The 24,651-nt window shown below is 67.4% G+C and carries 22 protein-coding genes; 15 read left to right on the plus strand and 7 right to left on the minus strand.

The annotated features are described in order from the left end of the window. The first annotated feature begins 24 nt into the window (after nt 1–24). Nucleotides 25–1,575 (plus strand): 2-oxoglutarate dehydrogenase complex dihydrolipoyllysine-residue succinyltransferase, encoded by a 1,551-nt coding sequence (gene odhB / locus GGQ87_RS03705; protein WP_168045349.1) that lies wholly within the window; start codon nt 25–27, stop codon nt 1,573–1,575. Between the two features lie 7 nt (nt 1,576–1,582). Next, nucleotides 1,583–1,984: a putative signal transducing protein gene (locus tag GGQ87_RS03710; protein WP_168045350.1), complete on the plus strand. Its 402-nt coding sequence runs from the start codon at nt 1,583–1,585 to the stop codon at nt 1,982–1,984. Here GGQ87_RS03710 and GGQ87_RS03715 read toward each other — a convergent pair. Both GGQ87_RS03715 and GGQ87_RS03720 read right to left on the minus strand, forming a co-directional pair. After that, a complete protein-coding gene (locus GGQ87_RS03715) occupies nt 1,981–3,210 on the minus strand; it encodes a CaiB/BaiF CoA transferase family protein (RefSeq protein ID WP_342448294.1) in 1,230 nt (409 codons plus the stop codon). The genes GGQ87_RS03710 and GGQ87_RS03715 overlap by 4 nt on opposite strands. Then, nucleotides 3,168–3,434, minus strand: coding sequence for a DUF6356 family protein (locus GGQ87_RS03720; RefSeq protein ID WP_168045351.1), 267 nt, complete (start codon nt 3,432–3,434; stop codon nt 3,168–3,170). Before GGQ87_RS03720 ends, GGQ87_RS03715 begins: the two co-directional genes overlap by 43 nt. A gap of 141 nt (nt 3,435–3,575) precedes the next feature. Here GGQ87_RS03720 and GGQ87_RS03725 point away from each other — a divergent pair, with 141 nt between their 5' ends. The 7 genes from GGQ87_RS03725 (at nt 3,576) to GGQ87_RS03755 (ending at nt 9,333) form a co-directional block, all read left to right on the plus strand. Beyond that, on the plus strand, nt 3,576–4,766 hold the full coding sequence (locus GGQ87_RS03725) for an acyl-CoA dehydrogenase (RefSeq protein WP_168045352.1): 1,191 nt from the start codon (nt 3,576–3,578) through the stop codon (nt 4,764–4,766). 13 nt (nt 4,767–4,779) lie between these two features. After that, nucleotides 4,780–5,181: an acyl-CoA thioesterase gene (locus GGQ87_RS03730; RefSeq protein WP_168045353.1), complete on the plus strand. Its 402-nt coding sequence runs from the start codon at nt 4,780–4,782 to the stop codon at nt 5,179–5,181. Nucleotides 5,182–5,239: 58 nt separating this feature from the next. Continuing rightward, nucleotides 5,240–5,827, plus strand: a complete 588-nt coding sequence (def, locus tag GGQ87_RS03735; RefSeq protein ID WP_168045354.1) for a peptide deformylase — start codon at nt 5,240–5,242, stop codon at nt 5,825–5,827. Then, a complete protein-coding gene (locus GGQ87_RS03740) occupies nt 5,827–6,054 on the plus strand; it encodes a hypothetical protein (protein ID WP_168045355.1) in 228 nt (75 codons plus the stop codon). The genes def and GGQ87_RS03740 overlap by 1 nt, the downstream gene beginning before the upstream one ends. Before the next feature lie 26 nt (nt 6,055–6,080). Beyond that, a complete protein-coding gene (gene fmt, locus GGQ87_RS03745) occupies nt 6,081–7,007 on the plus strand; it encodes a methionyl-tRNA formyltransferase (protein WP_168045356.1) in 927 nt (308 codons plus the stop codon). Beyond that, nucleotides 7,007–7,759 (plus strand): tRNA pseudouridine(38-40) synthase TruA, encoded by a 753-nt coding sequence (gene truA / locus GGQ87_RS03750; RefSeq protein WP_168045357.1) that lies wholly within the window; start codon nt 7,007–7,009, stop codon nt 7,757–7,759. The genes fmt and truA overlap by 1 nt, the downstream gene beginning before the upstream one ends. A gap of 188 nt (nt 7,760–7,947) precedes the next feature. Beyond that, a complete protein-coding gene (locus GGQ87_RS03755; protein WP_168045358.1) occupies nt 7,948–9,333 on the plus strand; it encodes an SPFH domain-containing protein in 1,386 nt (461 codons plus the stop codon). 218 nt (nt 9,334–9,551) lie between these two features. On the opposite strand, the gene GGQ87_RS03760 is transcribed toward GGQ87_RS03755, so the two are convergent. Then, a complete protein-coding gene (locus GGQ87_RS03760; RefSeq protein WP_168045359.1) occupies nt 9,552–9,689 on the minus strand; it encodes an entericidin A/B family lipoprotein in 138 nt (45 codons plus the stop codon). Between the two features lie 97 nt (nt 9,690–9,786). On the opposite strand from GGQ87_RS03760, the gene GGQ87_RS03765 reads away from it, so the two are divergent. Further along, on the plus strand, nt 9,787–11,448 hold the full coding sequence (locus GGQ87_RS03765) for a thiamine pyrophosphate-binding protein (RefSeq protein ID WP_168045360.1): 1,662 nt from the start codon (nt 9,787–9,789) through the stop codon (nt 11,446–11,448). Nucleotides 11,449–11,457: 9 nt separating this feature from the next. Further along, entirely contained in the window at nt 11,458–11,904 is a 447-nt protein-coding gene (locus GGQ87_RS03770; protein WP_168045361.1) for a hypothetical protein, read from the plus strand. Nucleotides 11,905–11,910: 6 nt separating this feature from the next. Here GGQ87_RS03770 and GGQ87_RS03775 read toward each other — a convergent pair whose 3' ends face one another. Further along, nucleotides 11,911–12,996: an NAD(P)-dependent alcohol dehydrogenase gene (locus GGQ87_RS03775; protein WP_168045362.1), complete on the minus strand. Its 1,086-nt coding sequence runs from the start codon at nt 12,994–12,996 to the stop codon at nt 11,911–11,913. A gap of 98 nt (nt 12,997–13,094) precedes the next feature. Here GGQ87_RS03775 and polA point away from each other — a divergent pair, with 98 nt between their 5' ends. After that, nucleotides 13,095–16,016: a DNA polymerase I gene (polA, locus tag GGQ87_RS03780; RefSeq protein WP_168045363.1), complete on the plus strand. Its 2,922-nt coding sequence runs from the start codon at nt 13,095–13,097 to the stop codon at nt 16,014–16,016. A 150-nt stretch (nt 16,017–16,166) separates the two neighbouring features. Next, the gene (locus GGQ87_RS03785; protein WP_168045364.1) at nt 16,167–17,291 is read left to right on the plus strand and encodes a phospholipase D family protein; all 1,125 of its coding nucleotides are present in this window, start codon (nt 16,167–16,169) and stop codon (nt 17,289–17,291) included. Here GGQ87_RS03785 and GGQ87_RS03790 read toward each other — a convergent pair. Both GGQ87_RS03790 and GGQ87_RS03795 read right to left on the minus strand, forming a co-directional pair. Next, the gene (locus tag GGQ87_RS03790) at nt 17,288–20,164 is read right to left on the minus strand and encodes a DNA methyltransferase (RefSeq protein ID WP_168045365.1); all 2,877 of its coding nucleotides are present in this window, start codon (nt 20,162–20,164) and stop codon (nt 17,288–17,290) included. The two genes, GGQ87_RS03785 and GGQ87_RS03790, sit on opposite strands and share 4 nt — an antisense overlap. Before the next feature lie 98 nt (nt 20,165–20,262). Next, nucleotides 20,263–20,535 carry a hypothetical protein gene (locus tag GGQ87_RS03795; protein ID WP_168045366.1) on the minus strand — a complete coding sequence of 91 codons (273 nt, stop codon included), beginning with the start codon at nt 20,533–20,535 and terminating at the stop codon, nt 20,263–20,265. A gap of 728 nt (nt 20,536–21,263) precedes the next feature. Here GGQ87_RS03795 and GGQ87_RS03800 point away from each other — a divergent pair. Together GGQ87_RS03800 and GGQ87_RS03805 are read left to right on the plus strand one after the other, a co-directional pair. Next, the gene (locus tag GGQ87_RS03800; RefSeq protein ID WP_168045367.1) at nt 21,264–22,451 is read left to right on the plus strand and encodes a BaiN/RdsA family NAD(P)/FAD-dependent oxidoreductase; all 1,188 of its coding nucleotides are present in this window, start codon (nt 21,264–21,266) and stop codon (nt 22,449–22,451) included. A gap of 73 nt (nt 22,452–22,524) precedes the next feature. Further along, nucleotides 22,525–22,851 carry a TFIIB-type zinc ribbon-containing protein gene (locus tag GGQ87_RS03805; protein ID WP_209282389.1) on the plus strand — a complete coding sequence of 109 codons (327 nt, stop codon included), beginning with the start codon at nt 22,525–22,527 and terminating at the stop codon, nt 22,849–22,851. Here GGQ87_RS03805 and GGQ87_RS03810 read toward each other — a convergent pair. After that, nucleotides 22,848–24,566 carry a hypothetical protein gene (locus GGQ87_RS03810; protein WP_168045368.1) on the minus strand — a complete coding sequence of 573 codons (1,719 nt, stop codon included), beginning with the start codon at nt 24,564–24,566 and terminating at the stop codon, nt 22,848–22,850. The genes GGQ87_RS03805 and GGQ87_RS03810 overlap by 4 nt on opposite strands. Nucleotides 24,567–24,651 lie beyond the last annotated feature (85 nt).

The following is a 24,651-nucleotide window of genomic DNA, read 5'->3' on the forward strand; positions in this document are numbered from 1 at the left end:
AACGAACCTGAGAGAGCCTGTCCCATGGCCGATATCCTGACCCCCGCCCTCGGCGAATCCGTCACCGAAGCCACCATCGGCAAGTGGACGAAGAAGGCCGGCGATCCGGTGAAGAAGGACGAGGTCCTGGTCGAGCTGGAGACCGACAAGGTCTCGCTGGAAGTGGTGTCGCCCGCCGATGGGACGCTGGCCGAGATCAAGGCCGCCGACGGCGAGACGGTCACCCCGGGCGCCGTGCTGGGCGTGGTCAGCGAGGGTGCAACCGCCGCTCCCGCCGCGCCGAAGGCGGAGGCTCCCAAGGCTGAGGCGCCGAAGTCTGAGCCCGCCGCCGCCGCGCCGGCCGTCGCTGCGCCGGATGAGGCCGCTTCGGGCGAGGCCGTGTCGATCATGACCCCGACCATGGGCGAGAGCGTCGCCGAGGGCTCGATGGGAACCTGGCTGAAGAAGTCGGGCGACACGGTCGCCAAGGACGAACTGCTGGTCGAGATCGAGACCGACAAGGTCGCCGTCGAGGTGTCCGCCCCCGCCGCCGGCGTCCTGACCATCGCCGCCGAGGCCGGCTCGACCGTCACCCCGGGCCAGCAGATCGGCTCCATCTCCGCCTCGGGCGGCGCCGCCGCTCCGGCCCCCGCAGCCCCCGCAGCCCCCGCGCCGTCGGCCAACGCCGGCTCGGCCCAGATCAAATCGGATGCGCCGCACCTGTCGCCCGCCGTCCAGCGCGTGGTCAGCGAGAACAACCTCGATCCGAAGGCCATCGAGGCCACCGGGCCCAAGGGCAACATCACCAAGGGCGACGCCCTGAACGCCATCAACGCCGCGCCGAAGGCCGCCGCTCCGGCTGCTGCGGCCCCGGCCGCCACGCCGCGCGCGGATCAGCCGCGCGAGGAGCGGGTCAAGATGACCCGGCTGCGCCAGACCATCGCCCGCCGTCTGAAGGAATCGCAGAACACCGCGGCCCAGCTGACCACCTTCAACGAGGTGGACATGACCAACGTCATGGCCCTGCGGACCCAGTACAAGGACGTGTTCGAGAAGCGTCACGGCGTGAAGCTGGGCTTCATGAGCTTCTTCACCCGCGCCGTGGTCCAAGCGCTGCACGAGATCCCGGCCGTCAACGCCGAGATCGACGGCACCGACATCATCTACAAGAACCACTACGATATCGGCATCGCCGTCGGCACCGAGAAGGGTCTGGTCGTGCCGGTCCTGCGCGACGCCGACCAGCTGTCGCTGGCGGGGATCGAGAAGGGCATCGCCGCCTTGGGCAAGGCCGCCCGGGACGGCGCCCTGACGCTGGAAAACCTTCAGGGCGGCACCTTCACCATCACCAATGGCGGCACCTACGGCTCGCTCATGTCGACGCCGATCCTGAATGCGCCGCAGTCCGGCATCCTCGGCATGCACAACATCGTCCAGCGCCCGATGGCGGTGAACGGCGAGGTCGTGATCCGGCCGATGATGTACCTGGCCCTCAGCTACGACCACCGCATCGTCGACGGCAAGGAGGCGGTGACCTTCCTCGTCCGCGTCAAGGAACTGCTCGAAGACCCGGCGCGGGCGCTGCTGGACCTGTAGGGACGGGATGGCGCTCGAATACGAGGTCGCGCGCTTCTCCACCCTCCCCGAGGGCGAACTGGCTGTAGCCGTGCTCCGGACGCACGGCATCGCCGCCCGTTTGCCTGACCGCGACATGGCCACGATCAACCCGGACCTGCTGATTGCGATCGGCGGCGTCCGGGTCGTCGCGCCGCATGATCAGATCGATACCGCGCGGCGGCTCATCGAGCGGATACGCGCGGGCGAATTCACCGACACCAGCGAAGACTGGCGGATCGATGCGGTCGATGGAAAAGTCGGCGATCTGCACGAGCATGAGATCACCGGCGCCATGGGCTGGTCGAAAAAGGTCGGGACCGTCGTGGTGATTCTCGCCTTCGTGGTCTTTCCCGTGGCTGGCTGCCTTTTTGGCGGCTTGCGCTACTAGGCTTTCCCGAGCCTTTTCAGCACCTCGTCCGTATGCTCGCCCAGCGCCGGCGGCGGCAGGTCATAGACCACCGGCGTAGCGGACATGCGGATCGGAGAGGCGACGGTGCGGACGGGGGCGGAAAGGTCGGCTCGGCTCTGCGTCACCTCCAGCCCCCGGTGCCTCGCCTGCGGTTCGTCGAAGACCTGATCGATGGTGTTGACCGGGCCGCAGGGCACGCCCGCCCCCTCCAGCGCCGTCATCAGCGACTTCATGGTCAGGCCTGCGGTCAGGGCCGAGAGCTCGGCGGTCAGCACCGCGCGGTGCTCGATACGCAGGGCGTTGGTGGTGAAGCGCGGATCGGCGCCGAGGCCCGCCGCGCCCAGCGCCTGCGCCAGCGCGCGGAACTGGCCGTCATTCCCCACGGCGATGACCACCATTCCGTCCGTGCACGGAAAGGGCTGGTAGGGCGCGAGGTTGGGGTGGGCGTTGCCCATCCGCGTCGGAGCCTTGCCGCCGACGAAGAAGTTCGCCGCCTGATTGGCCAGCATCGCCGCCTGCACGTCGAACAGGGCGATGTCGATATGCTGGCCCTGCCCCGTCGCCCGGGCATGCAGCAGGGCGGCCATGATGGCGTTGGAGGCGTAGAGGCCGGTGAACAGGTCGACCACCGCCACCCCCACCTTCATCGGCTCGGCGCCCGGCGATCCGTCAGGCTGGCCGGTGACCGACATCAGCCCGCCCATGGCCTGGATCATATAGTCGTAGCCGGCGCGGTGGGCGTCCGGCCCGTTCTGGCCGAAGCCGGTGATCGAGCAATAGACCAGCCGGCGATTGACGGCCGACAGGGCCGCGTGATCGAGGCCGTACTTCTTCAGCCCGCCCGTCTTGAAATTCTCCACCACCACGTCGCAGGATTTGCTCAGTTCCCGGACGATCTCCGCCCCCTCCGGCGTGGCGATGTCCAGTTCGACCGACTTCTTGCCCCGGTTGGCGCAGAGGAAATAGGCGGCATCGCCCTTCGATCCGTCGGCCTTGGTCGTGAACGGGGGGCCCCACATGCGGGTGTCGTCGCCCGCGCCGGGTCGTTCGATCTTGATCACCTCGGCGCCGAGATCGGCCAGCGTCTGCGTCGCCCATGGCCCGGCCAGCACCCGGCTGAGGTCGAGGACGCGAACGCCGGAGAGAGGGCCTTTGGTCGGGGTCAGAGGCCCGGATCCCAGACGCCGGCGTCGCGCATGCGGCACTCGCGGGCCTCTTTCGCGCGGCCGTCCAGCTCTTCGGCCATGCAACAGACCGCCTTCGAGACGGTCGCCTTGTGAAGGCCGGGGACTAGGGCGTGGAGGAAGGCGCAACCCGCCAGCTTGAGCAGGCGGAAGCCGAACCGCGACGACGCCGCCATATGGTGGAGGTAGCTCTCCTCCACCTCGCGCGGGTGATCGACGAACAGGCGATTCAGCGTGCGGATCATGGCGCCAGTCTAGCTTGGAACGGGCGCGGCCTCTACCCGTCGGCGCCATTCTGGCCTAAACCGCCCGCCAGAACAGGGGGCGCCCGTCACCATGCCGTGACGATCCGCAGGCCGCCCCGGCACGCTCAGGAAAGACGACCCATGGCCGAAGGCTCCGCTTCTCCCGCCAAGACCTTCCGCTGGGACGACCCGCTGGACCTGTCGGGCCGTCTCACTGACGACGAGCGGATGATCCAGGACGCGGCGCGGTCCTACGCCCGCGAGAAGCTGCTGCCCCGCGTGGTCGAGGCCTTCCGCGACGAGACCTTCGACCGCGCCATCATGACCGAGCTGGGCGAGATGGGCTTCCTCGGCGCCATGCTGCCGGAGCAGTACGGCGGCTCCAGCGTCAGCCACGTCGCCTATGGCCTGATCGCGCGCGAGATCGAGGCGGTCGACAGCGGCTACCGCTCGGCCATGTCGGTCCAGTCCTCGCTGGCCATGTACCCGATCTACGCCTTCGGCTCGGAGGAGCAGAAGATGCGCTTCCTGCCGCGCATGGCGGCGGGCGAGCTGGTCGGCTGCTTCGGCCTGACCGAGGCAGACGGCGGATCCGATCCGGCGTCGATGAAGACCAAGGCGGTGGCGGTCGACGGCGGCTACAAGCTCAACGGCGCCAAATACTGGATCACCAACTCTCCGATCAGCGACCTCGCTGTGGTCTGGGCCAAGCTGGACGACACGATCCGCGGCTTCATCGTCGAGCGCGGCATGGACGGCTTCACCACCGACAAGATCGGCGACAAGCTGAGCCTGCGCGCCTCCATCACCGGCGACATCGGCCTGAACGACGTCTTCGTGCCGGAAGAGAACCTGCTGCCGGCCGTGAAGGGCCTGCGCGGGCCATTCTCCTGCCTGAACAAGGCCCGCTACGGCATCGCCTGGGGCGCTATGGGCGCGGCCGAGGCCTGTTTCCACCTGACCCGCGACTATGTCGGCGAGCGCATGCTGTTCGGCCGCCCGCTGTCGTCGCGCCAACTGGTGCAGAAGAAACTGGCCGATATGCAGACCGAGATCTTCCTCGGCTTCGAGGGCGCGCTGGCGCTGGGCCGGCTGCTGGATCAGGGGGCCTGGGTCCCCGAAGCCATCTCGATGATGAAGCGCAACAACTGCGGCAAGGCGCTGGAGATCGCCCGGGTCGCCCGCGACATGCACGGCGGCGCCGGCATCACCGGCGAGATGCACGTCATGCGCCACGCCATGAACCTCGAGACGGTCAACACCTATGAGGGCGCGCACGACGTCCACGCCCTGATCTTGGGCCGCGCCATCACAGGCCAGAGTGCGTTCTGATGGGCGCCTTCTGATGAGCGAACCCGCGGGCCGGCTGGTCGGCCGGGTCATCGCCATGCCGGCCGACACCAACCCCGAGGGCGACATCTTCGGCGGCTGGCTGCTGGCCCATATGGACCTCGCGGGGGCGACGCCAGCGTTCGAGCTGGCGCAGGGCCGCTGCGTGACCGTGGCGCTGGACGCCATGGTCTTCCACCAGCCCGTCTCGGTCGGCGACGAGGTCTCGCTGCACGCCACGGTGTTGAAGTCCGGCCGCACCTCGATCCGGGTCCACGTCGAGGCGTGGAAGCGTTCCCGCAACGAGGCCCACGCCGAGGCGGTGCGCGTCACCGAGGGCGTCTTCACCTATGTCGCCATCGGTGACGACCGGAAACCGCGGGCGCTGCCGGGCGCGCTGCCGGGCGCTGCGGCATAACCCAGCGCGCCGGTCGGATATCTTGACGTTCGGGCCCGCTCCGCCTACGTCCCCGCCCATGACTGTCCGTCGCATCCTCACCATCGACAACGCCGCCGATCTGGCGGTGCTGAAGCAAGTCTCCCGCCCGGTCGAAGGGCCGGTGACCGACGAGCTGCGCGCCCTGATGGATGACATGCTGGAGACCATGTACGCCGCGCCGGGCATCGGCCTGGCCGCCGTGCAGATCGGCGACACGCGCCGGGTCATCGTCATGGATCTGGGCGACCGCGAAGGGGCCGGTGAAGATCTGGCTGAAGACGCCTCCGACGAAGCCCGCGCCGCCGACGACGAAGCCCGCCGCAACCCTCGCTACTACGTCAATCCCGAGATCGTCTGGGCCTCCGACGAACTGTTCCAGTACGAGGAAGGCTGCCTGTCGGTGCCCGACGTCTTCGACGCCGTCGAGCGCCCGGCCCGCGTCCGCATCCGCTACATGGACTACGAGGGCAAGGCGGTCGAAGAGGAGGCCGAGGGCCTCTACGCCGTCTGTATCCAGCACGAGATGGATCACCTCGAAGGGGTTCTGTTCATCGACCACCTGTCGCGCCTGAAGCGCGACCGGGCCGTGGCCAGGGTCAAGAAGGCCGCGAGGCTGGCCGCCTGATGGCCCGGCTCAAGCGAAACCGGGACCGCATCATCGACGCCTCCGGCCGCCGTCGCCTGACCCGCAACGAGAAGGTCGGCGTCGCCAGCCTGATCACCCTCGTCGGCGTCGCCGCCGTGGGCGTGGTGGCCGGCATCCTGCTCGACCGGCTGCTCGATTTCGACGACGCGCTCGACGCGGGCGGCGAATGGGACGAGGGCGGCGGCGTCCACACCCGCTGGCAGTAGGCCCGTCAGCCGTCTAAAGGCCTCCCATGCGCCTCGCCTTCATGGGAACCCCCGACTTCGCCGTGCCCTCGCTGGCCGAGCTGATCGCCAGCGGCCATGAGGTCGTGGCCGTCTATTCCCAGCCGCCCAAGCCGCGCGGCCGCGGCCAGAAGCTGACGCCCTCGCCGGTGCACGCCTTCGCCGAGACCATGGGCCTGCCGGTCTTCACCCCCGCCTCGATGAAGTCGGCCGAGGCCATCGAGACCTTCCGCAGCCTCGACGTCGATGCGGCCTGCGTCGTCGCCTACGGCCAGATCCTCAAGATCGAGGTGCTGGAGGCTCCGCGGCTGGGCTGTTTCAACCTGCACGGCTCCCTGTTGCCCCGCTGGCGCGGCGCGGCGCCGATCCAGCGGGCCATCATGGCCGGCGACACACAGACCGGCGTGCAGATCATGCGCATGTCGGAGGGCCTCGACGAGGGGCCGATCCTGCTGTCCGAAGTGCTGGACATCCGTCCCGACGACACCGCCGCGACCCTGTCAGAGCGTATGTCGCACACGGGCGCGACCCTGTGGTCCCGCGCTCTGGCCGCCATCGAACGGGGCGGTGTCGAGGGCACGCCCCAGACCGGCGAACCGACCTATGCCCGCAAGATCACGCCCGCCGAGGCGCGGATCGACTGGACCCGTCCGGCGGCGGAGATCGACGCCCACATTCGCGGCCTGTCACCCTTCCCCGGCGCCTGGTTCGAGGCCCCCGGCGTGGAGGGCCCGGTTCGCATCAAGGTGCTGATGTCCCGCGTATCCGGTCCCGGCGAGGGCGCGCCCGGCGAAGTGCTGGATGGAGGCCTGCGCGTGGCCTGCGGCGACGGCGTGGTTCGGCTGCTGACGGTTCAGCGGCCGGGCAAGGCCGCCCAGCCCGCTGATGAGATGCTGCGCGGCTTCGCTATCCCGGCCGGGACCGTTCTGGCCTGATGCCCCGCTATCGTCTGACGCTGGAGTACGACGGCTCGGGCTACAACGGCTTTCAGGCCCAGACCGACCAGCCGACGGTGCAGGGCGCGGTCGAGCGGGCGATCACGGCCTTCTGCGGCGAGACGGTGCGCATCGCCGCCGCCGGGCGCACCGACACGGGCGTCCACGCCACCGGTCAGGTGATCGGCGTCGATCTGGAGAAGGCCTGGCCCGCCCGCACCGTGATGAACGCCCTGAACGCCCATATGGTCGAGGAGGCCGTGTCGGTGCTGGACTGCGTCGAGGCGGAGCCGGACTGGCACGCGCGCTTCTCGGCCACCGGCCGCCGCTACCTCTATCGCATCCTCAACCGGCCAGGCCGTCCCGCATTGGATCGCGGCCGCGTCTGGCACGTCAGGAAGCCGATGGACGCCGACGCCATGCAGGCGGCGGCGCAGGCTCTTGTGGGCCTGCACGACTTCACCACCTTCCGCGACATCGCCTGCCAGTCGAAGTCGCCGCTCAAGACGCTCGACGTCGCCCGCGTCTCACGCGTCGGCGACGAGGTGCATCTCGTGTTCGAGGCCCGCAGCTTCCTGCACCGGCAGGTCCGGTCGATGACCGGCACCCTGGCCGAGGTTGGGCAGGGTCGTTGGGCGGTCGAGGATGTGGCGAAAGCGCTGGAGGCGAAGGACCGCGCCGCCTGCGGACCTGTCGCGCCGTCAGACGGCCTCTATCTGACGGGCGTCAGCTACGAGGGCCTGACCCAATAGATCACCGACCCCTCGGGTCCGCGTGCAGGCAGCAGGTCGATGGGGCTGATCTTCCGTCGCGGCCTTCGCGATGAGCCTTGGACGCCTGCCGCGGAGATGGCCAGCCGCCGGGCCGGGACCGGACAGCCTCCCGCAATGGTTGCTCTGCCCCGGGTATGCAGACATAGTCCCGCGATATCGGGGGTCCCATGAACATCTATATCATTGCCGGCGCAGTCGCGCTCGGCGTCTTCGCCATTGGATTCCTGCTCGCGGTCGTTCTGCGCCGGGTGGTCCCGACCAACGAAGTTCACATCGTCCAGCGCGGGCGGTCTCGCGTCAGCTACGGCGCCAGCCAGTCGGCCGGAAACGTCTACTACGAGTGGCCGGCCTTCCTGCCCCAGATCGGCGTTCTGGTGACCAAATTCCCGGTCTCGATCTTTGACGTGAACCTGAAAGACTACGAGGCCTACGACACCGGGCGCCTCCCGTTCCGCGTAGACGTGCAGGCGTTCATGCGCATCGCGGAGTCCGACACCGCCGCGGAAAAGGTCGCCAATTTCGACGAGCTGCAACATCAGCTGTCCGGCATCCTCCAGGGGGCCGTCCGGAGCGTGCTGGCCACCCACAAGCTCGAAGACATCCTCGAAGCCCGATCGACCCTGGCCGAGGCCTTTACCGCCCAGGTGGACAATCAGCTTCAGGCGTGGGGCGTCGAGACGGTCAAGAACATCGAGTTCATGGACATTCGCGACAGCGCCAATTCGCAGGTCATCGCCAACATCATGGCGAAGGAAAAGTCCCGCATCGATCGCGAGAGCCGGGAGGCCGTGGCGATGAACAGCCAGCTGGCCCGGACCAAGGAAATCGAGGCCGAACGCATCGTCGAGGTGAACCAGCAGGACGCCCTGCAGCAGGTCGGCATGCGGACGGCCGAGCAGGAAAAGCAGGTCGGCATCGCCAAACAGGTCGCCGAACAGCAGGTTCTGGTGGCCCAGAAGGACACCACCGAACGCGAGATGGATGTGAAGCTGGTCGCCGATACGCGCTCCGCCGACATCGCCAAGGGGGTGGCGGAAGTCCAGGCCGCGCAGGAGCGCGAGGTCACCATCATCCGGGCCGAGGGACAGCGCCGGCAGCAGGTCATCGGCGCGGAGGCTGAACGTCAACGACTGGAGCTGGTCGCGCAGGGAACACTGGCGCAGCAGAAACTCGACGCCGAAGGACTTCTGGCGCAGGGCCAGAGCCGCGCCGAAGCCGAGCGGCTGCTGCTCCTTGCGCCGGTCTCGACCCAGATCGAACTCGCCCGGGAGATCGGCGGCAACGACGGCTACCAGACCTATCTGGTGCGCGTGGAACAGATCAAGGCCGGGCAGACCGTGGGCGTCGCCCAGGCGCAGGCCCTGAGCGCCGCCGACATCAAGGTGATCGTGACCGGCGGCGACGTGCCCGCTGGCATGAACAGCATCACCGACGTGTTCAGCGCGAAAGGCGGCCAGGCCTTGGGAGCGATGCTGGAGGGGCTGGCTCAGACCGACGCCGGAAAGGCCGTGGTGGAGCGGGCCACGAAGGGCGCCGCAAAGCCGAAAGAGTAGCGCTGACCCGGGACGTCGGCCGTTCAGCAGATGGCCGCGCGCCATCGATGCGCACACGACCTGACCCCGGCCAGCTTTCCGCTGGAGCCTTGTCATCACGGCCGCTGGTCGGGAAACGCTCTCCTCCCGGACAATCGCGCTGCGATTTCCCGGAGCGTTGATCAGGTGGCGCAAGCCGTCCCGGATCGCCGCTTCGCGGCGTCCGGGATGACAAACGCTCAGTTCTTGGCGGTTTCCGCGCCGGTGGTGACGGCGCTGCCGGCGGCCGAGACATCGCGGCCGACGCCCGAGATGGTGTTGCAGGCCGAGACGGCCAGAGCCGCGGCGACCAGGGTCAGGGTGACGATCTTCTTCATTGGGCAATCCCCGTTTGCATTGAACCTTCACCGTGAACGCAAGCGTGGCCGTGGGGTTGCATGGCCAAGGTCGTGTTCGATCTGCTAGGTCGCGGGAATGACACAGCCCGCCAACACCGCCGCCCGCCGTCTGGTCGAGACCCTCGTCATCAACGGGATCGACCGCGTCTTCTGCGTGCCGGGCGAGAGCTATCTGGCGGTGCTGGACGCGCTGGCCGACGTGAAGGACCGCATCGAGGTCATCGCCTGCCGCCACGAGGCGGGCGCCGCCAACATGGCCGAGGCCTACGGCAAGCTGACCGGCAAGCCCGGCGTCTGCATGGTCACCCGCGGGCCGGGCGCGACCCACGCCTCCATCGGCGTGCACACGGCGCATCAGGACTCTACGCCGATGATCCTGTTCGTCGGCCAGATCGCCATGTCGGACCGCGGGCGCGGCGCCTTCCAGGAAGTCGACTACCGCGAGGTCTTCGGCGGCCTGGCCAAATGGGCGACCGAGATCGAGACCCCCGCCCGCACCGTCGAGGTGGTCGAACGCGCCTTCGCCACCGCCCTGCAGGGGCGGATGGGGCCCGTCGTCATCGCCCTGCCCGAAGACATCCTGCACGAGGACGGCGGCCCCGCGCCGATCCGCCCGGTGACACCGGCGAAGGCGGCCTTGGACGCGGCGTTTGTCGAACAGGTTCGCGACCGGTTGGCCAAGGCCGAGCGGCCGCTGCTGGTGCTCGGCGGTTCGGGCTGGACCGAGGAAGCCGCCGCCGCGATCGGCGACTGGGCCGAGCGGCTGGGCCTGCCGGTCAGCCTGTCGTTCCGTCGCAAGGACATCCTGTCGAACGACCGCACCAACTACGCCGGCGACCTCGGCCTCGGCTGCAATCCCAAGCTGACGGGACGGGCGAAGGCCGCCGACCTGATCATCGCCATCGGCGCCCGGCTCGGCGAGAACCCGACCCAAGGCTACACCCTGCTGGACCGTGCCCGCACGGCCGAGACTCTGATCCACATCCATCCCGGCGCCGAGGAGCTCGGCCGCGTCTGGACGCCTCTGCTCAGCGCCACCGCCGACAATTCGCTGGCAGCCCTCGCGCTGGCGACGATCGAACCGGGCCGCACCTGGGCCGACGAGGCCGCCGCCGCCCACGCGGACTATCAGGCCTTCTCGACCCCCGTGCCGGTCACCGGCGTGGTCAACATGAGCGAGTGCATGGCCCACCTCGGCGAGATCCTTCCGCCGACCGCCATCGTCACCAACGGCGCGGGCAATTTCGCCGCCTGGCTGCATCGCTTCTACCGCCACCGCGCCTGCCGTACGCAGCTGGCGCCGACCTCCGGCGCCATGGGCTACGGCTATCCCGCCGCCCTCGCCGCCAAGAGCGTCCACCCCGACCGCGACGTCATCTGCATCGCCGGCGACGGGGACTATCTGATGACCGGGCAGGAGATCGCCACGGCGGTCCAGTACGGCATCAACGCGGTCGTGGTGGTCGTCGATAACGGGACCTACGGCACCATCCGCATGCATCAGGAAACCCACTATCCGGGCGCCCAGCGGACCATCGCCACCGACCTGAAGAACCCCGACTTCGTCGCCTACGCCGAGGCCTTCGGCGCATTCGGCATCCGCTGCGAGCGGACGGAGGACTTCCCCGCCGCCCTTGAGGCCGCCCGGAACGCCGGTCGTCCGGCGCTCGTTCACCTGATAACCTCGGCCGAGGACATCGCGCCCAACCGCACGATCACAGGCCTTCGTTCACAGTAGGAGCTGACCATGCGTGCTGTTTCGATCCTGACCGCGACCGCCGCCCTGCTCGGGGCCTGCGCCACGCCGCCCATGGACCCGGACTCGCCGCCGATGGCCGACAACGGCAACGACTGCGCCGTCATCGCCGCCGTCGCCAAGGAGCACTACCGGTTCAACACCACCGACAACCGGCCGCCGCCGATCCGGTTCGAGGACGACTACGCGCCGCGCTGCGACTGGAGCCGGTACGGGCTCGCCTTCGAGGCCTATGATCCGGACCGCCCGGGCGATCCGCGCGAACGCGTCCGCTGGGTCAGCTTCGCCCGCCCCACCTATGACGGCCGCGGCGCCATGATCGCCACCGGCATCATGCACGGCCCCCTCGCCGGCATGGGCTACGAATGCCGCGTCATCTCCGGTTTTGCCGGTTGGACCGCTCCGGAAGGATCGTGCCGGAACACCTGGGTGTCCTGACCTGCTTCAGGTGAGCGTCGCCATGTCGATGACATAGCGGTAGCGCGCCTCGCCGTTTTCGACGCGGGTGAAGGCGTCGTTGATGTCCTTGATGTCGATGACCTCGACGTCTGGCGCGATGCCGTTGGAGGCGCAGAAGTCGAGCACGTCCTGCGTCTCGGCGATGCTGCCGATCAGGGAGCCGGCGACGCTCTGGCGATGGAACGCGAGCTTGGAGTTGTCGACGCCGTCGATCACGTCGAGATTGCCGACCACCACCAGGCTGGCGTCACGCTTCAGCAGGTCCAGCAGCGTCCCGACCTCATGCTTGTCCGGCACGGTCGATAGGATCAGATCGAACGAGCCCGCCAGCGGCGTCAGGCTGGTCTTGTCGGTCTCAACGAAGGCGGCGTGGGCGCCCATCCGCTTCGCCTCCTCGATCTTCTCGGGCGTCGAGGTCAGCACCGTCACCTCCGCGCCGATGGCGGCCGCCAGCTTCAGCGCCATATGGCCGAGGCCGCCGAAGCCGACGATGGCGACGCTGTCGCCCTTGCCGACGCCCCAGTGGTTCAGCGGCGACCAGGTCGTCACCCCGGCGCACAGGATCGGCGCGGCCGCCTTCGGGTCCAGTCCGTCGGGGATGGCGAGCACGAAATCCTCAGGCACGACGACGATGTTGGAATAGCCGCCGAAGGTGTTGTCGCGGCCGTACATGTTCTCGCCGTTGTCGGCCTCGGTCGCGGGGACCATGGGCCCGTTGTAGGTCGCCAGCCAGCCGTTCGGCCCCTCGCAATAGTTCTCCTCGCCGGACTCGCAGGGCTCGCACTGGCGGCAGCTGTCGATCATGCAGCCGACGCCGACGAGGTCGCCTTCCTTGAAGCGGGTGACCTCCCCGCCGGTCCGGCTCACGCGGCCGACGATCTCGTGACCCGGCACACAGGGATAGACGGTGTTCTTCCACTCGTTCTTCACCTGGTGGATGTCCGAGTGGCAGACGCCGGTGAACAGCACGTCGATGACGACCTCGTTCGGCTTCGGATCGTCGCGCTCGAACTCCATCCGCTCCAGTTTCGAGGTGGCGGCTTGGGCGCCGTAGCCGACGGTCTTGATCATGGATGTCTCCGGAATGTCGGGACCGAACCCGCGCGACCGGCGTCTTGTTCCGGCGACGGGGTCGTGACGCCGCCGCGCCCCCGCCCTATGTTCCGCCCATGACCGACACCGCTGCGCCCGAGACCCCCGACCGCCCCCAAGAACGCGAGTTGACCCAGGACGGCCCTGCGCTGCGGCTGTGGATGATCGACGCCTCGGCCTACATCTTCCGCGCCTACCACGCCCTGCCGCCCCTGACCCGCAAGTCGGACGGCCTGCCGGTCGGCGCGGTGCAGGGTTACTGCAACATGCTGTGGAAGCTGATCCGCGACATGAAGGGCGCCGACGGCCCGACCCATCTGGTGGCCATCTTCGACCATTCGGAGAAGACCTTCCGCAACGAGATGTACGACCAGTACAAGGCCAACCGCTCGGCCCCGCCCGAGGACCTGATCCCGCAGTTCCCGCTGGTCCGGCAGGCCACCGCCGCCTTCGGCGTCCACTGCCTCGAACTGCCCGGCTACGAGGCCGACGACCTGATCGCCACCTACGCCTGCCGCGCCCGCGACGCCGGCGGCGAGGCCGTCATCGTCTCCTCCGACAAGGACCTGATGCAGCTGATCGGCGGCGGCGTCGTCATGTGGGATCCGATGAAGGACCGCGTGCTCGCCGAGGACGCGGTGATGGAGAAGTTCGGCGTCACCCCCGACAAGATGATCGACCTGCAGGCCCTGATCGGCGACAGCGTCGACAACGTCCCCGGCGCCCCCGGCATCGGTCCCAAGACCGCGGCCCAGCTGCTCGACGAATACGGCGACCTCGACACCCTGCTGGAGCGGGCCGGGGAGATCAAACAGCCCAAGCGCCGCGAGACCCTGATCAATTTCCGCGAGCAGATCCTGCTCAGCCGCGAGCTGGTCAAGCTGACCTGCGACGCCCCCGCCAGCGATCCCATCGACGACTTCGCCGTTCGCGATCCGGACCCGGAGACCCTCGCGGCCTTCCTCGACGAGATGGAGTTCCGCGGCCTGCGGGCCCGGGTCGGCGACGGCAAGGCCCCCGCCCGCGACGGCACCGCCTTCGTCGCCCGGCCGAAACCCCTGACCGCCCCCGTCGTCACCCCCCGCTACGCCCCGGCCCAGCCGACGGCCGCGGTCGAGGGCCAGACCTTCGACCTCGAGGCCTACCGCTGCATCCAGACGCTGGAGGAACTCAACGCCTTCCTCGCCCGGGCGACCGAGGCGGGCGTCGTCGGCTTCGACACCGAGACGGACGCCCTCAGCGCCACCCACGCCGGCCTGTGCGGCGTCTCCCTCGCGATCGGGCCTAACGACGCTGCCTACATCCCCCTCACGCACGAGCACCCGCCGGTCGCCGGCGCCGGCGGCCTCGACTTCGGCGGCGAGACCGACCAGCGGGAGGCCCTGACGCAGATCGACAAGCCCACGGCCCTCGCGCGGCTCAAGTCGCTGCTGGAGAACCCCGCCGTCCTCAAGGTCACCCAGAACGGCAAATACGACCTCGCCGTCATGGCCCAGCGCGGCATCCGCGTCGCCCCGATCGATGACACCATGCTGATCTCCTACGTGCTGGAGGGCGGCCTCCACGGCCACGGCATGGACGAGCTGGCCCGGCTGCACCTCGGCCACGACCCCATTCCGTTCAAACAGGTGGCGGGCACGGGCAAGGCCCAGAAGAGCTTCAAACACGTCGAGCTGAAACCGGCCACCTGCTACGCCGCCGAGGACGCCGACGTCACCCTGCGGCTCTGGCGCATCCTGAAGCCCCGCCTCGCCGCCGCCCGCCTGACCACCGTCTACGAGACGCTGGAGCGCCCCCTGCCCGCCGTCCTGGCCGACATGGAGCGGGCCGGCATCCGCGTCGACCCGGCCCGGCTGAAATCCCTGTCCAGCGAGTTCGGCATGCGCATGGCCGAGCTGGAGACCCGCGCCCACGAACTGGCCGGCCGCCCGTTCAACGTCGGCTCGCCCCGCCAGATCGGCGACATCCTGTTCGGGGAGCTGAACATGACCGGCGGCAAGAAGACCGCCTCGGGCCAGTGGGAGACCGGCGCCGCCACCCTCGAAACCCTCGCCCTCACCCACGAACTGCCGCGCGTCCTGCTGGACTGGCGCCAGCTCAGCAAGCTCAAGGGCACCTATACCGACGCCCTGATCGAGGCCGCCGACCCTAACACCGACCGCGTCCACACCTCCTACCAGCTGGCCGCCGCCACCACCGGCCGCCTCGCCTCCTCCGACCCCAACCTTCAGAACATCCCGATCCGCACCGAGACCGGCCGCCAGATCCGCCAGGCCTTCATTGCCTCGCCCGGCCATGTCCTGATCAGCGCCGACTACAGCCAGATCGAGCTGCGCCTGCTGGCCCACATCGGCGACATCCCCGAGCTCAAGCGCGCCTTCGCCGCCGGCATCGACATCCACACCGCCACGGCCAGCGAGATGTTCGGCGTCCCTGTCGACCAGATGGACCCCGAGACCCGCCGCCGCGCCAAGGCGATCAATTTCGGCATCGTCTATGGCATCAGCGCCTTCGGCCTGGCCGCCCAGCTGAACATCGACCAGGGCGAGGCCGGCGCCTACATCAAGACCTATTTCGAGCGCTTCCCGGGAATTCGCAGCTACATGGACAAGACGAAGACGGAGGTGCGCGAGCAGGGCTTCGTCGAGACCTGTTTCGGCCGCCGCATCCACATCCCGGCCATCCATTCCAAGTCGGGCGCCGAGCGTCAGTTCGGCGAACGCGCCGCCATCAACGCCCCCATCCAGGGCGCCGCCGCCGACATCATCCGCCGCGCCATGGTGCGCATGCCCGGCGCGCTGGAGGCGGCGGGGCTGTCCACGACCATGCTGCTGCAGGTCCACGACGAACTGGTCTTCGAGGCCCCGGAAGCCGAGGCCGACCGCGCCATCGCCGTGATCAAGCGGGTGATGGAGGGAGCGGCGGAACCGGCGGTGGCGCTGTCAGTGCCGCTGGTGGTCGAGGCGCGGGCGGCGGGGAACTGGGACGAGGCGCACTAGACCTCTATCGCTCAGCGATGGGGACTCTTTGCAGTCTAAAGTTGTTGTTGACCGCAGACCTCGCTCCAACGAGCATTGGAATGTCGGGGAAACGCTATGCCAAGAGTCCAACTACTCACGCCGTTCGATCACGCCGTAGGCGCTCGTCGCTTGCTGGATGACCTGAGGGCAGACCTACAAGGGCAGCAGTTCGATGAGCTCAAGCTGGTGGTTGCCTACGCGAAAGCTGGACCGCTTATCAGACTGAAGCGCGACCTCACTGCATTCCGGGCTGCCGGAAAGAGCTTGTCTGTCATAGTCGGTGTGGACCAAAACGGAACCAGTCGCGAGGCGATGGAGCTAATTCTTGAGCTATTTCCAGAGGCCTATACGACCCGAGAAGCAGGAATTACTTTTCATCCCAAGTTCTACGTCTTCCGTGGACCCGCCTTGGCACGTGTCTACATCGGATCGAACAATCTGACGGTCGGCGGTACAGAAACCAACTTCGAAGCCTCCGTCGCGATCGACTACGAACTTCCCGGTGAACATGTAGACGCAGCTGAGTTCTCCACTGCGTGGAACCAGCTGCTTCCGGCGAATTGTCCAGCTACTGAGACCCTCACCCGCGCTTCCCTTGATGCGTTGGTGGCGCAGAACGTCGTGCTGGCAGAGGCGGCTATGCGGAAGCGGGGCGGTTTCTCGGGAGGAGCTGTCGGCTCGCCGAGCGCCAAATCGGGCTTACTACTAAGGCCTCCATCCCCGCTTCCAACCGGAGTCATGGTCAACCTCCCTGCGGGTCTCGCAGCAGGCGCGGCAGCACCCGCACGTCCCAATCCCCTTCCTACCGGCGGTCATGTTCTCCACATTCGCCCGCACAAGAACGGCGAGATTCACCTCAGCACGACAGCAGCGAGGCAACGTCCAGCATTCTTTGGTTTGCCTTTCACGGGCTTGGCTCAACCCAAAAAGGCGGGAAATCCTGCGTATCCGTTCCGTTACCCACGCCCACTAGTAGACTTCAGGGTGGTCGGTGCCGGAGGCGCAGAGCTTTACCGAGAACTGAACCATCCACTTTATATGATCAACTATGGGGAGAACGCTGAGCTCCGGATCACCAGTAGCGGCGTGGCCCGGGCTTCTCCGGCGATGTCTATCATGGTGATGAAGCCGAGCACCCGAGCACGTGTGGAGTACGACATTACGGTCCACACGCCAGCGAGTCCGGAGTATGCAGCTTGGGAGGCGCTCGCCGTCCAACGAATGCCAGGTGGACGACGGTTCGGCTGGATCTAGGGTCGCTCGAATATGAGAACTTGGTTTTTCGTGATCGAGTTCTTCATGTGCATCATACGTTCGGTGGTGACGTCGATGTCGATCGGATCATGAATGACGAATCCGAGGCTGTCAGCGATCTCAGAAATGTGGCGACAAGTCTCAATCGCGAACCAATCGTCGCCCAACTTCGTCTTGCTGTCTCCGACGACGTAGTAAGCCTTACCTCCCGCCTTCAAGAGGCGAGAAATTTGCCGAAGCGTTAGCTTGATGTCGACGAAGTAGCGCCAAAGCAGAGCGGGCATGTTGTCGCGTCTGAACCCTACACCTGCTGCTTTGTTTTCCTTCATTATGTGCCGGAGGGTATCCACGACCGGTGCAGGTAGAGAATCGCTGGCGCTTGTAGAGCCGAGTTCAATCTCTAGCGCATTTTTTACGCTTCGCCGGATCTCTCGCGACCCCGTAAGTGCTTCCTCGAGCACAGAGCGCTCGCTGGAGGGGACGCCGAGGATGGCGAGAATAGAGAGGCGGTCGGTATCGATGTAAGGCAGGGCGGTGGCATACGGGGGGCTCGTCACTACGCAATCGACCTCTCCATCGACGAGCCCCATATCATCGAGGAATGCCCGTCCACGGGAGTCGCCTTCCTGAATGACGGGAGCGAACTGCTGACCGGGGCATCTCGCAGCCGCTCGCCAGTATTTCTGCAGTCTGCGGCTTTGTTTGCTCAGGCGGGCTGCGAACAACTCCACCACTGGCGCGTCCTCCAACGGCTCCTTCCGCCGTCGAATACGGAGATCGCTAGGCTCTTGTTGAGAGACGTCGCGGATCACGCTGCTCGCGATGACCTCGAAAAAATCCACGAGGCGCGGCTCTCCAAACAGTCTGATCTGGCCCAGCAGCCAGTTGAGCTTGTCGAGAACTTTCGGCGGGAACCAACTCTCCAGTTCCGCGAGACTGCCCGCGGGGAACTCATCCCGACTGTGCTGATATTGAGTTTGGCGATCCACAGCGGCCAGCACCGAGGCAATGGCGCCTTCGACGAGGGAACGGTCCACTTGCAGGATGCCGGTCTTGGCTCTGGCGATCTTGGCCGCCAGCGGGTTCATATCCACGCCGTAGGCGCGATGACCGTTCAGGAAGCCTTCAAGGGGAACGGTGCCGCTTCCACAATATGGATCGAGCACGACGGACCCCAGGTCGACGCCTGACGCATTCAGTAGGCTCTTCGCAAGCTGAGGATAGAATTTGCCCTTGTACGGATGGATTCCATGGGTCGCATACTTGGGGTCTTTACGCTTGGTGGGGTCGCTGTCGCCGTTCTCTAGGATGTTCTGCCAAGTGCCCTGGAAATCCTCGTCTAAGATCGAATAACTTTTGGAGAAGGAGGCTCGACGTGCATTCCACAGGGCTGGTTGGCGCGCACTTGCGGCGATCGGTTTACCAACATCCAACGCTTTGACATCGAAACCAAGTCCACGGAGTTCTTCAGCGCGCAAACGCTCCTCGTACTCCCACATCCGGTAGGCCGGCGGCGCGAAAGTCACGCTCACGTGATCGTTTGGCTTCTGCAGAACCAGAAGCTGTTCGAGCCGAGCACGGCGTGCCGCCTGCGTGAATGACCGTTTCGTGTTGTGGATCGGTCGGTCAATGATGTCGGTGACTTCAAAGCCGACCTTTATCGCCGCGACGGCCAACGCTTCGGACGTTGAGAACTCTTCCCCCTTGAACACAGCGTCACCTACAACAAAGACCGCATACCGACCTGGTTGTAGAGCCCGGTAAGCTCCTTCGAGGACCCGGGTCATGTCCTCGCGATACTCGTCGAAGTCGGTTCCGTTCCTCTGGTGTTTAAGATGGGAACCGATTTCCAGGCCGCCGAACAATCGCGGGTCGTGGCCCAGCCAGAACAGGCGAAACCGATGATAGAGGTGGTAGTCGGTTGCATTCGGGTACGGCGGAGACGTCACGATCAAGTCCACCGAGGAAGGAGGGACAGCCTTCCCGATATCGGTTCTCGCGTCACCTTCGACAAAATTCGCCACAGGACCAGCAAGGGTTGGCGCCGCCGCCTCCAAGCGCTTGAGAACGGTGCGAAGCGATTCCAGATAAGCTCGGAGAACAAAGGTGGTCGGGAGCTCCTTTTCTTTAGACACATAGCGAGTCTCCGAGTCTTGGTTGGAAACCCGGGTAACAATTCGGGAGAAGGCCAGAAGAGCAACATCCTCCGAGCTCTCGCTTGTGGTCTGCCCGATAAGATGGCGAAGCAGCGCCAACTCCCCGATTGCGGCGCTGCAGAACCATTTTTCGATATTTGGAATGGCAGGCACATGGCACGAATGCTTGGCGATCAAGCCTTCGGACCAGTTGGACCCCCTGCCTTCGCCATTGGCGCGATAGCTATCAACTGCATTCCGAAGTTCCTCCAAAGGAGCGAGATCGTGCTCGCCGATCGCGAGGGTTTTCACCCTGCCGACGAGCGCGGACAGCGGGTTTGCATCAAACGAGATCGCTCGTCGCCTAAGTCGCACGGCTTCGACCGCTGTAGTTCCGCTCCCGCCGAACGGATCCATCACGACGTCGCCAGGCAACGAAAGTGCGCTGATCAACTTGGCGGGAATCTGTGGCGGAAACTTCGCGGGATAGGGATGCAGATCGTGGGTGAGGTAGCGAGTGTCCTCATCTGTAAATGCCCAATCGATACTCCTCAGAGTTTTGATGACATCGCTGGTTGCCAGAAGGTCGCTGACACAGGTCGGGCTCCGGGGGCCGCCAGTACCGGAAGCCGCAGGCACGAACTCGTCGATTTGGTGCTCAAGCCAAGAGGTGAAGCTCTCGCCCTGCAGGTCCAATTGTTCCGCCAGCGCGGCCTTCCTGACGTTGCTGGTCTCCAAGACAATCCGCTCTCGAGCCATGAATCTGCACTTTCATACATTTTCGCAGATCGTATCTTGAGCCGTTCCAGCCTCCAAGGCCAAACAACCAGACATTGTCAAGATATTTTGACTCTACCCTGCCCGCACAGCCAGCCCACCCGCCTCAGCTCGATCGAGGCGGCTTGCTGAAGGATGGCGCCGGGGGAGAGGCGTTCGATCTCGGCCAGGAGGGTGCGGATGCCGGCGCGGCCGTCGGCGCTGGCCAGGTCGAGGCCGCCGAGGGTCTCGAGCAGGCGGTCGGCCAGGAGACGGCTTTCGGGGAGGCGGTTGGCCCGGACGGGGACAGGGGGGACGGGGGCGGCGGGGTCTGGCTGCGGGGCCGGCTGCATGGCGTGAACTCCTGAACTGACGACCGACCCGGGGTTGAGTTAGACCCGCCGCGGGCGCGGGGGCAAGGGGGATGTTCGTGGTTTGTTCGGGGTGTCCACAACTCCGGTTCCTTCTCCCCTTGAGGGAGAAGGTGGCCCGCGCAGCGGGTCGGATGAGGGGTGAGACACCCATGCATGGCGGCGAGCCGCTGATCGTCGAGCAGCGAGACTGGAGGCTGCAGCCCCCTCATCCGGGCCTCCGGCCCACCTTCTCCCTCGAGGGGAGAAGGACGCAATTGCTGCGCTGCAAATCCGGGCTCTGTCTCCATACTTTGAACAGCCAACCCGCTGTTTCCGCTCGACAACCCTCTTTTCCCAGCGTCACGAACGCGCCGCAGGAGAGACCCGTCCCATAATGCGCCCGTCCCGTCGCAAGGGAGGCTCGCTCGGCCGGCGATCCGAAGCGGCGGCGGGAGCGGAGGGAGCGGGGACAGGGGCGAGGGGGATACTCGTCCGGTCCGGGGAGGGCTGCGCATGAGCCCCCCGCCCGCCGGAGGCGCTGCGGTAAGGCGTGAACAGCGCCACCCGACGCAAGCTTCCGGAAAACCCTGCGCGCGGAGCGTTCGTCTTTCGCCGAAACACAAACCCTTACGGTCTCCGGGCGGAAGCCCGGACGCTCCGCCCAGCCTCCCCTCTCACCGACGGAATCCCCGGCGGCGCCGAAGGCTGCCGCATGCTAGAGGCCGCCCATGAAGTCTGAACCCGTGGATGTCCTGATCGTCGGCGCCGGCGCGGCGGGGATGATGTGCGCCATCGAGGCGGGGCGGCGCGGCCGCTCCGTGCGGGTGGTCGACCATGCGCGGGCGCCGGGCGAGAAGATCCGCATCTCGGGCGGGGGGCGGTGCAACTTCACCAACCTCGGGACCGGTCCGGGGAATTTCCTCGGGGAGAATCCGCGGTTCGCGACCTCGGCCCTGAAGCGCTACACCCAGCATGACTTCGTCAAGCGCGTGGATCGGGCGGGGATCGCCTGGCACGAAAAGACGCTGGGTCAGCTGTTCTGCGACGACTCGGCCAAGCAGATCATCCGTATGCTGACGGACGACATGCGCGAGGCGGGGGCCAGGCTGTCGCTGGGCCTCTCCGTCGACCGCATCGCCCGCGCCGGCGACGGCTTCGAGGCGGCGCTGTCGGACGGCTCGGTGGTCCGGGCCTCATCGCTGGTGCTGGCGACGGGCGGCAAGTCGATCCCCAAGATGGGCGCGACGGGCTGGGCCTATGACGCCGCCCGGTCGTTCGGCCTGCGCGTCACCGACACCCGCCCGGCGCTGGTCCCGCTGACCTTCGAGGCCGGGCTGCTCGAGCGGCTGAAGCCTCTGGCCGGAGTCGCCGTCGACGCCGTGGTCAAGGGCGGCGGGGCCTCGTTCGAAGAGGCGATCCTGTTCACCCACCGCGGGCTGAGCGGGCCCGCCATCCTGCAGATCAGCTCCTACTGGCGCGAGGGCGAGGCGATCACCGTGGCCATGGCGCCGGGCGAGGACCTCTACGCCCGGCTCAAGGCGGCCAAGGAGGAGAACGGCAAGCAGATGGTGCACACGGCCCTCGGCCACGTGGTGCCCCGCCGGCTGGCCGAGAGCGTCTGCGAGCGCGAGGGCGTGCGGGGCAAGCTGGCCGAGGTCGGGGACAAGACGCTGCGCCGGCTGGAGGCGGCGGTGAACGGCTGGAGCGTCAAGCCGGTCGGCTCCGAGGGCTACCGCACCGCCGAGGTGACGCTGGGCGGGGTGGCGACGGACCAGCTGGACCAGCAGACCATGGCGGCCAAATCCGTGCCCGGACTGTATGTGATCGGCGAGGCGGTGGACGTCACCGGCTGGCTGGGCGGCTATAACTTCCAGTGGGCCTGGTCGTCGGGATGGGCGGCTGGCCAGAGCTGCTGAAACGCTGCCTTTGGTCGCATGGCCGGAACCGGCGGCGGCGCCCAGGTTTGTCGGTGGACCGAGGAGAGACGCCATGCCCCTGCTGATGTGCCCCAACGACAACGCCGCGATGCAGACGCTGGAGCGCGGCGGCGTCCAGTTCGACATGTGCCCGACCTGCCGCGGCGTCTGGCTGGACCGCGGCGAGCTGGAGAAGCTGATGGCCGGCGCCACCGAGGAGGGCCGCGCCTCCACCCCGCCCCCGCCTCCGCAACAGGCCGCGCCGCAGCCGTGGGCCGGGCAGCCCCAGCCGCAGCAGGCCTACCGCGAGCCGCCGCGCTACAAGGACGACCGCTACCGCGACGACGACTACAAATACCGCAAGAAGAAGCGCGACAGCATCTTCGATATCTTCGACTAGGCGGCGAGACCCGCCGCCCGCATCAGCGGTTTGAGCGGCGCCAGCGTCTCCGGCGCGGCGGCGAGGGCGGCGCGGTTGTCGGGGGCGCGGAACAGCTTGACGGCTTCGACCTTGGCCCGGTCGGCGGCGGGGCCCGGCGGGGCCGTTTCGCCGGCGGCCATGCGCAGCAGAACCGCCAGCTTCTGCTGCACCGGCGCGGGCGAGCGAGCCAGCATGGCGGTGATCTTCGCCTCGCCCTCGACCGTCCCCCCGACGGCGCCGATGGCGGTGATGATGTCGGTCTCGTCCCGCTCGGACAGGCCGCAGCCGCGCACGGCCCGCACCAGCCCGGCCAGCACGCCCAGCTTCTGTGCCGCGGTCTGGTCGGGGGCGGCGGCGCGCATCTCGCCCTCGAACCGCAGCGAGCCGACGCAGGCGGACAGCCAGCGGGCGGCGGCGCGCTTGTTGGCCGTCCCGGTGACGTTCTCGCACAGCCGCGTCAGAGCCTCGGCCTCGCACAGGACCGTCTTGCACTCCTTGACGTAGGCGGCGACGAAATCGGCGGTGACCAGGGCCTTGGAGCGCTCGTTGAAGGCCGACTGGACCTCCTCGAGCGTCAGCAGCCGGCCGGCGGTGGCGGTCAGGGCCGTGGCCAGGGTGCGCAGGATGTCGATCTCGCCCGCGGCGTCGTTGGGGCGCAGGCGGCGCGGGCTCATCAGTTCGCGGACGACCATCCGGGCCAGCGAAGCGGAGAGCAGCGGAAACTGCCCGTCAGCGACGCGTTCCCCGAGCCGGGCGGCGGGCCCGTCGACGATCGGCACCTGCAGCGCCAGCCTCGGGTCCTGGGCGATCAGGGCGGCGATCTCGCGCGGCGCCACCATCCGCACCACGGCGGCGAGCGAGGCGCCCTGATCAAGCGCGGGGCCGAGCACGTCGGCCAGATTGGTGCGGGCGGCGAACAGCTCGCACATCACCTGTTCGATCGGCACCATGACCATGGCGTGCGGCGGGCCGTCCATCGGCGCGCGCTCGGCGAGGTCCATCAGCCGGTCGAGCCGGGCCCGGCCGCCGCGCACGCCCTTGAGCGCGCCCGAGACGATGCCGCCCATGATGAAGGCGCGATCGGGCTGGCCGGCCAGACGGTGAGCCAGATCGGCCAGCGAATGGTTCTCCAGATCCGGGAACTGGTTCTTGCGGCCCGCCATCAGCACGCGTTCGATCGTCCGTTCGCTGAGCTTCTGATAGTGGCGCACCAGATCGTGTACCGGCTGGCCGACGGCCTGGCTCTCGGGCACCGCGACCTTCTGGATGGCGTGCTGCAGCTCGACGCCCGAGGCCTCCAGCTTCTCGGCCAGATCGGGGCGGTGCAGCAGTTCGAAGGCGGTGACGCCCTGGCGGTTCAGCCAGTCCTCAAGCACCCGGCCGATCAGGTCGCGTGCCATCGGGGCGTAGAGGTCCTGGGGCGAACCGCAGCGGGGGCCGGCCTCGTCCTCGGGCACGACACGCTTGCGCTGCACCTCGGGCGCGCCGCGGGTCAGGACCGTGACGCTGTTGAACTCCATGGTGTCGGGATCGAGCGTTTCCTTAGTCACCCGTACGGCGGCGGCGCGGTCGTCGCGCAGCAGTTCCTCGGCCGTCTCGATCGCATTGGCGCGGTCTTCCGTCGCCATCTGAAGGGTCCAGGGCGCGGGCGCTGTCTTGCGGATATAGACTTCGTAATGAACGGGGCCGGCCATGGAACGCTCGCACAAATGAGCGACCAGCATGGACCCAAGGCTTTAAGGTCGGGTTTCATTGCGCATTCAGGCGGCGCGGCCCATT

The organism is Brevundimonas alba (assembly GCF_011927945.1).
Taxonomy (GTDB): Bacteria; Pseudomonadota; Alphaproteobacteria; order Caulobacterales; family Caulobacteraceae; genus Brevundimonas; species Brevundimonas alba.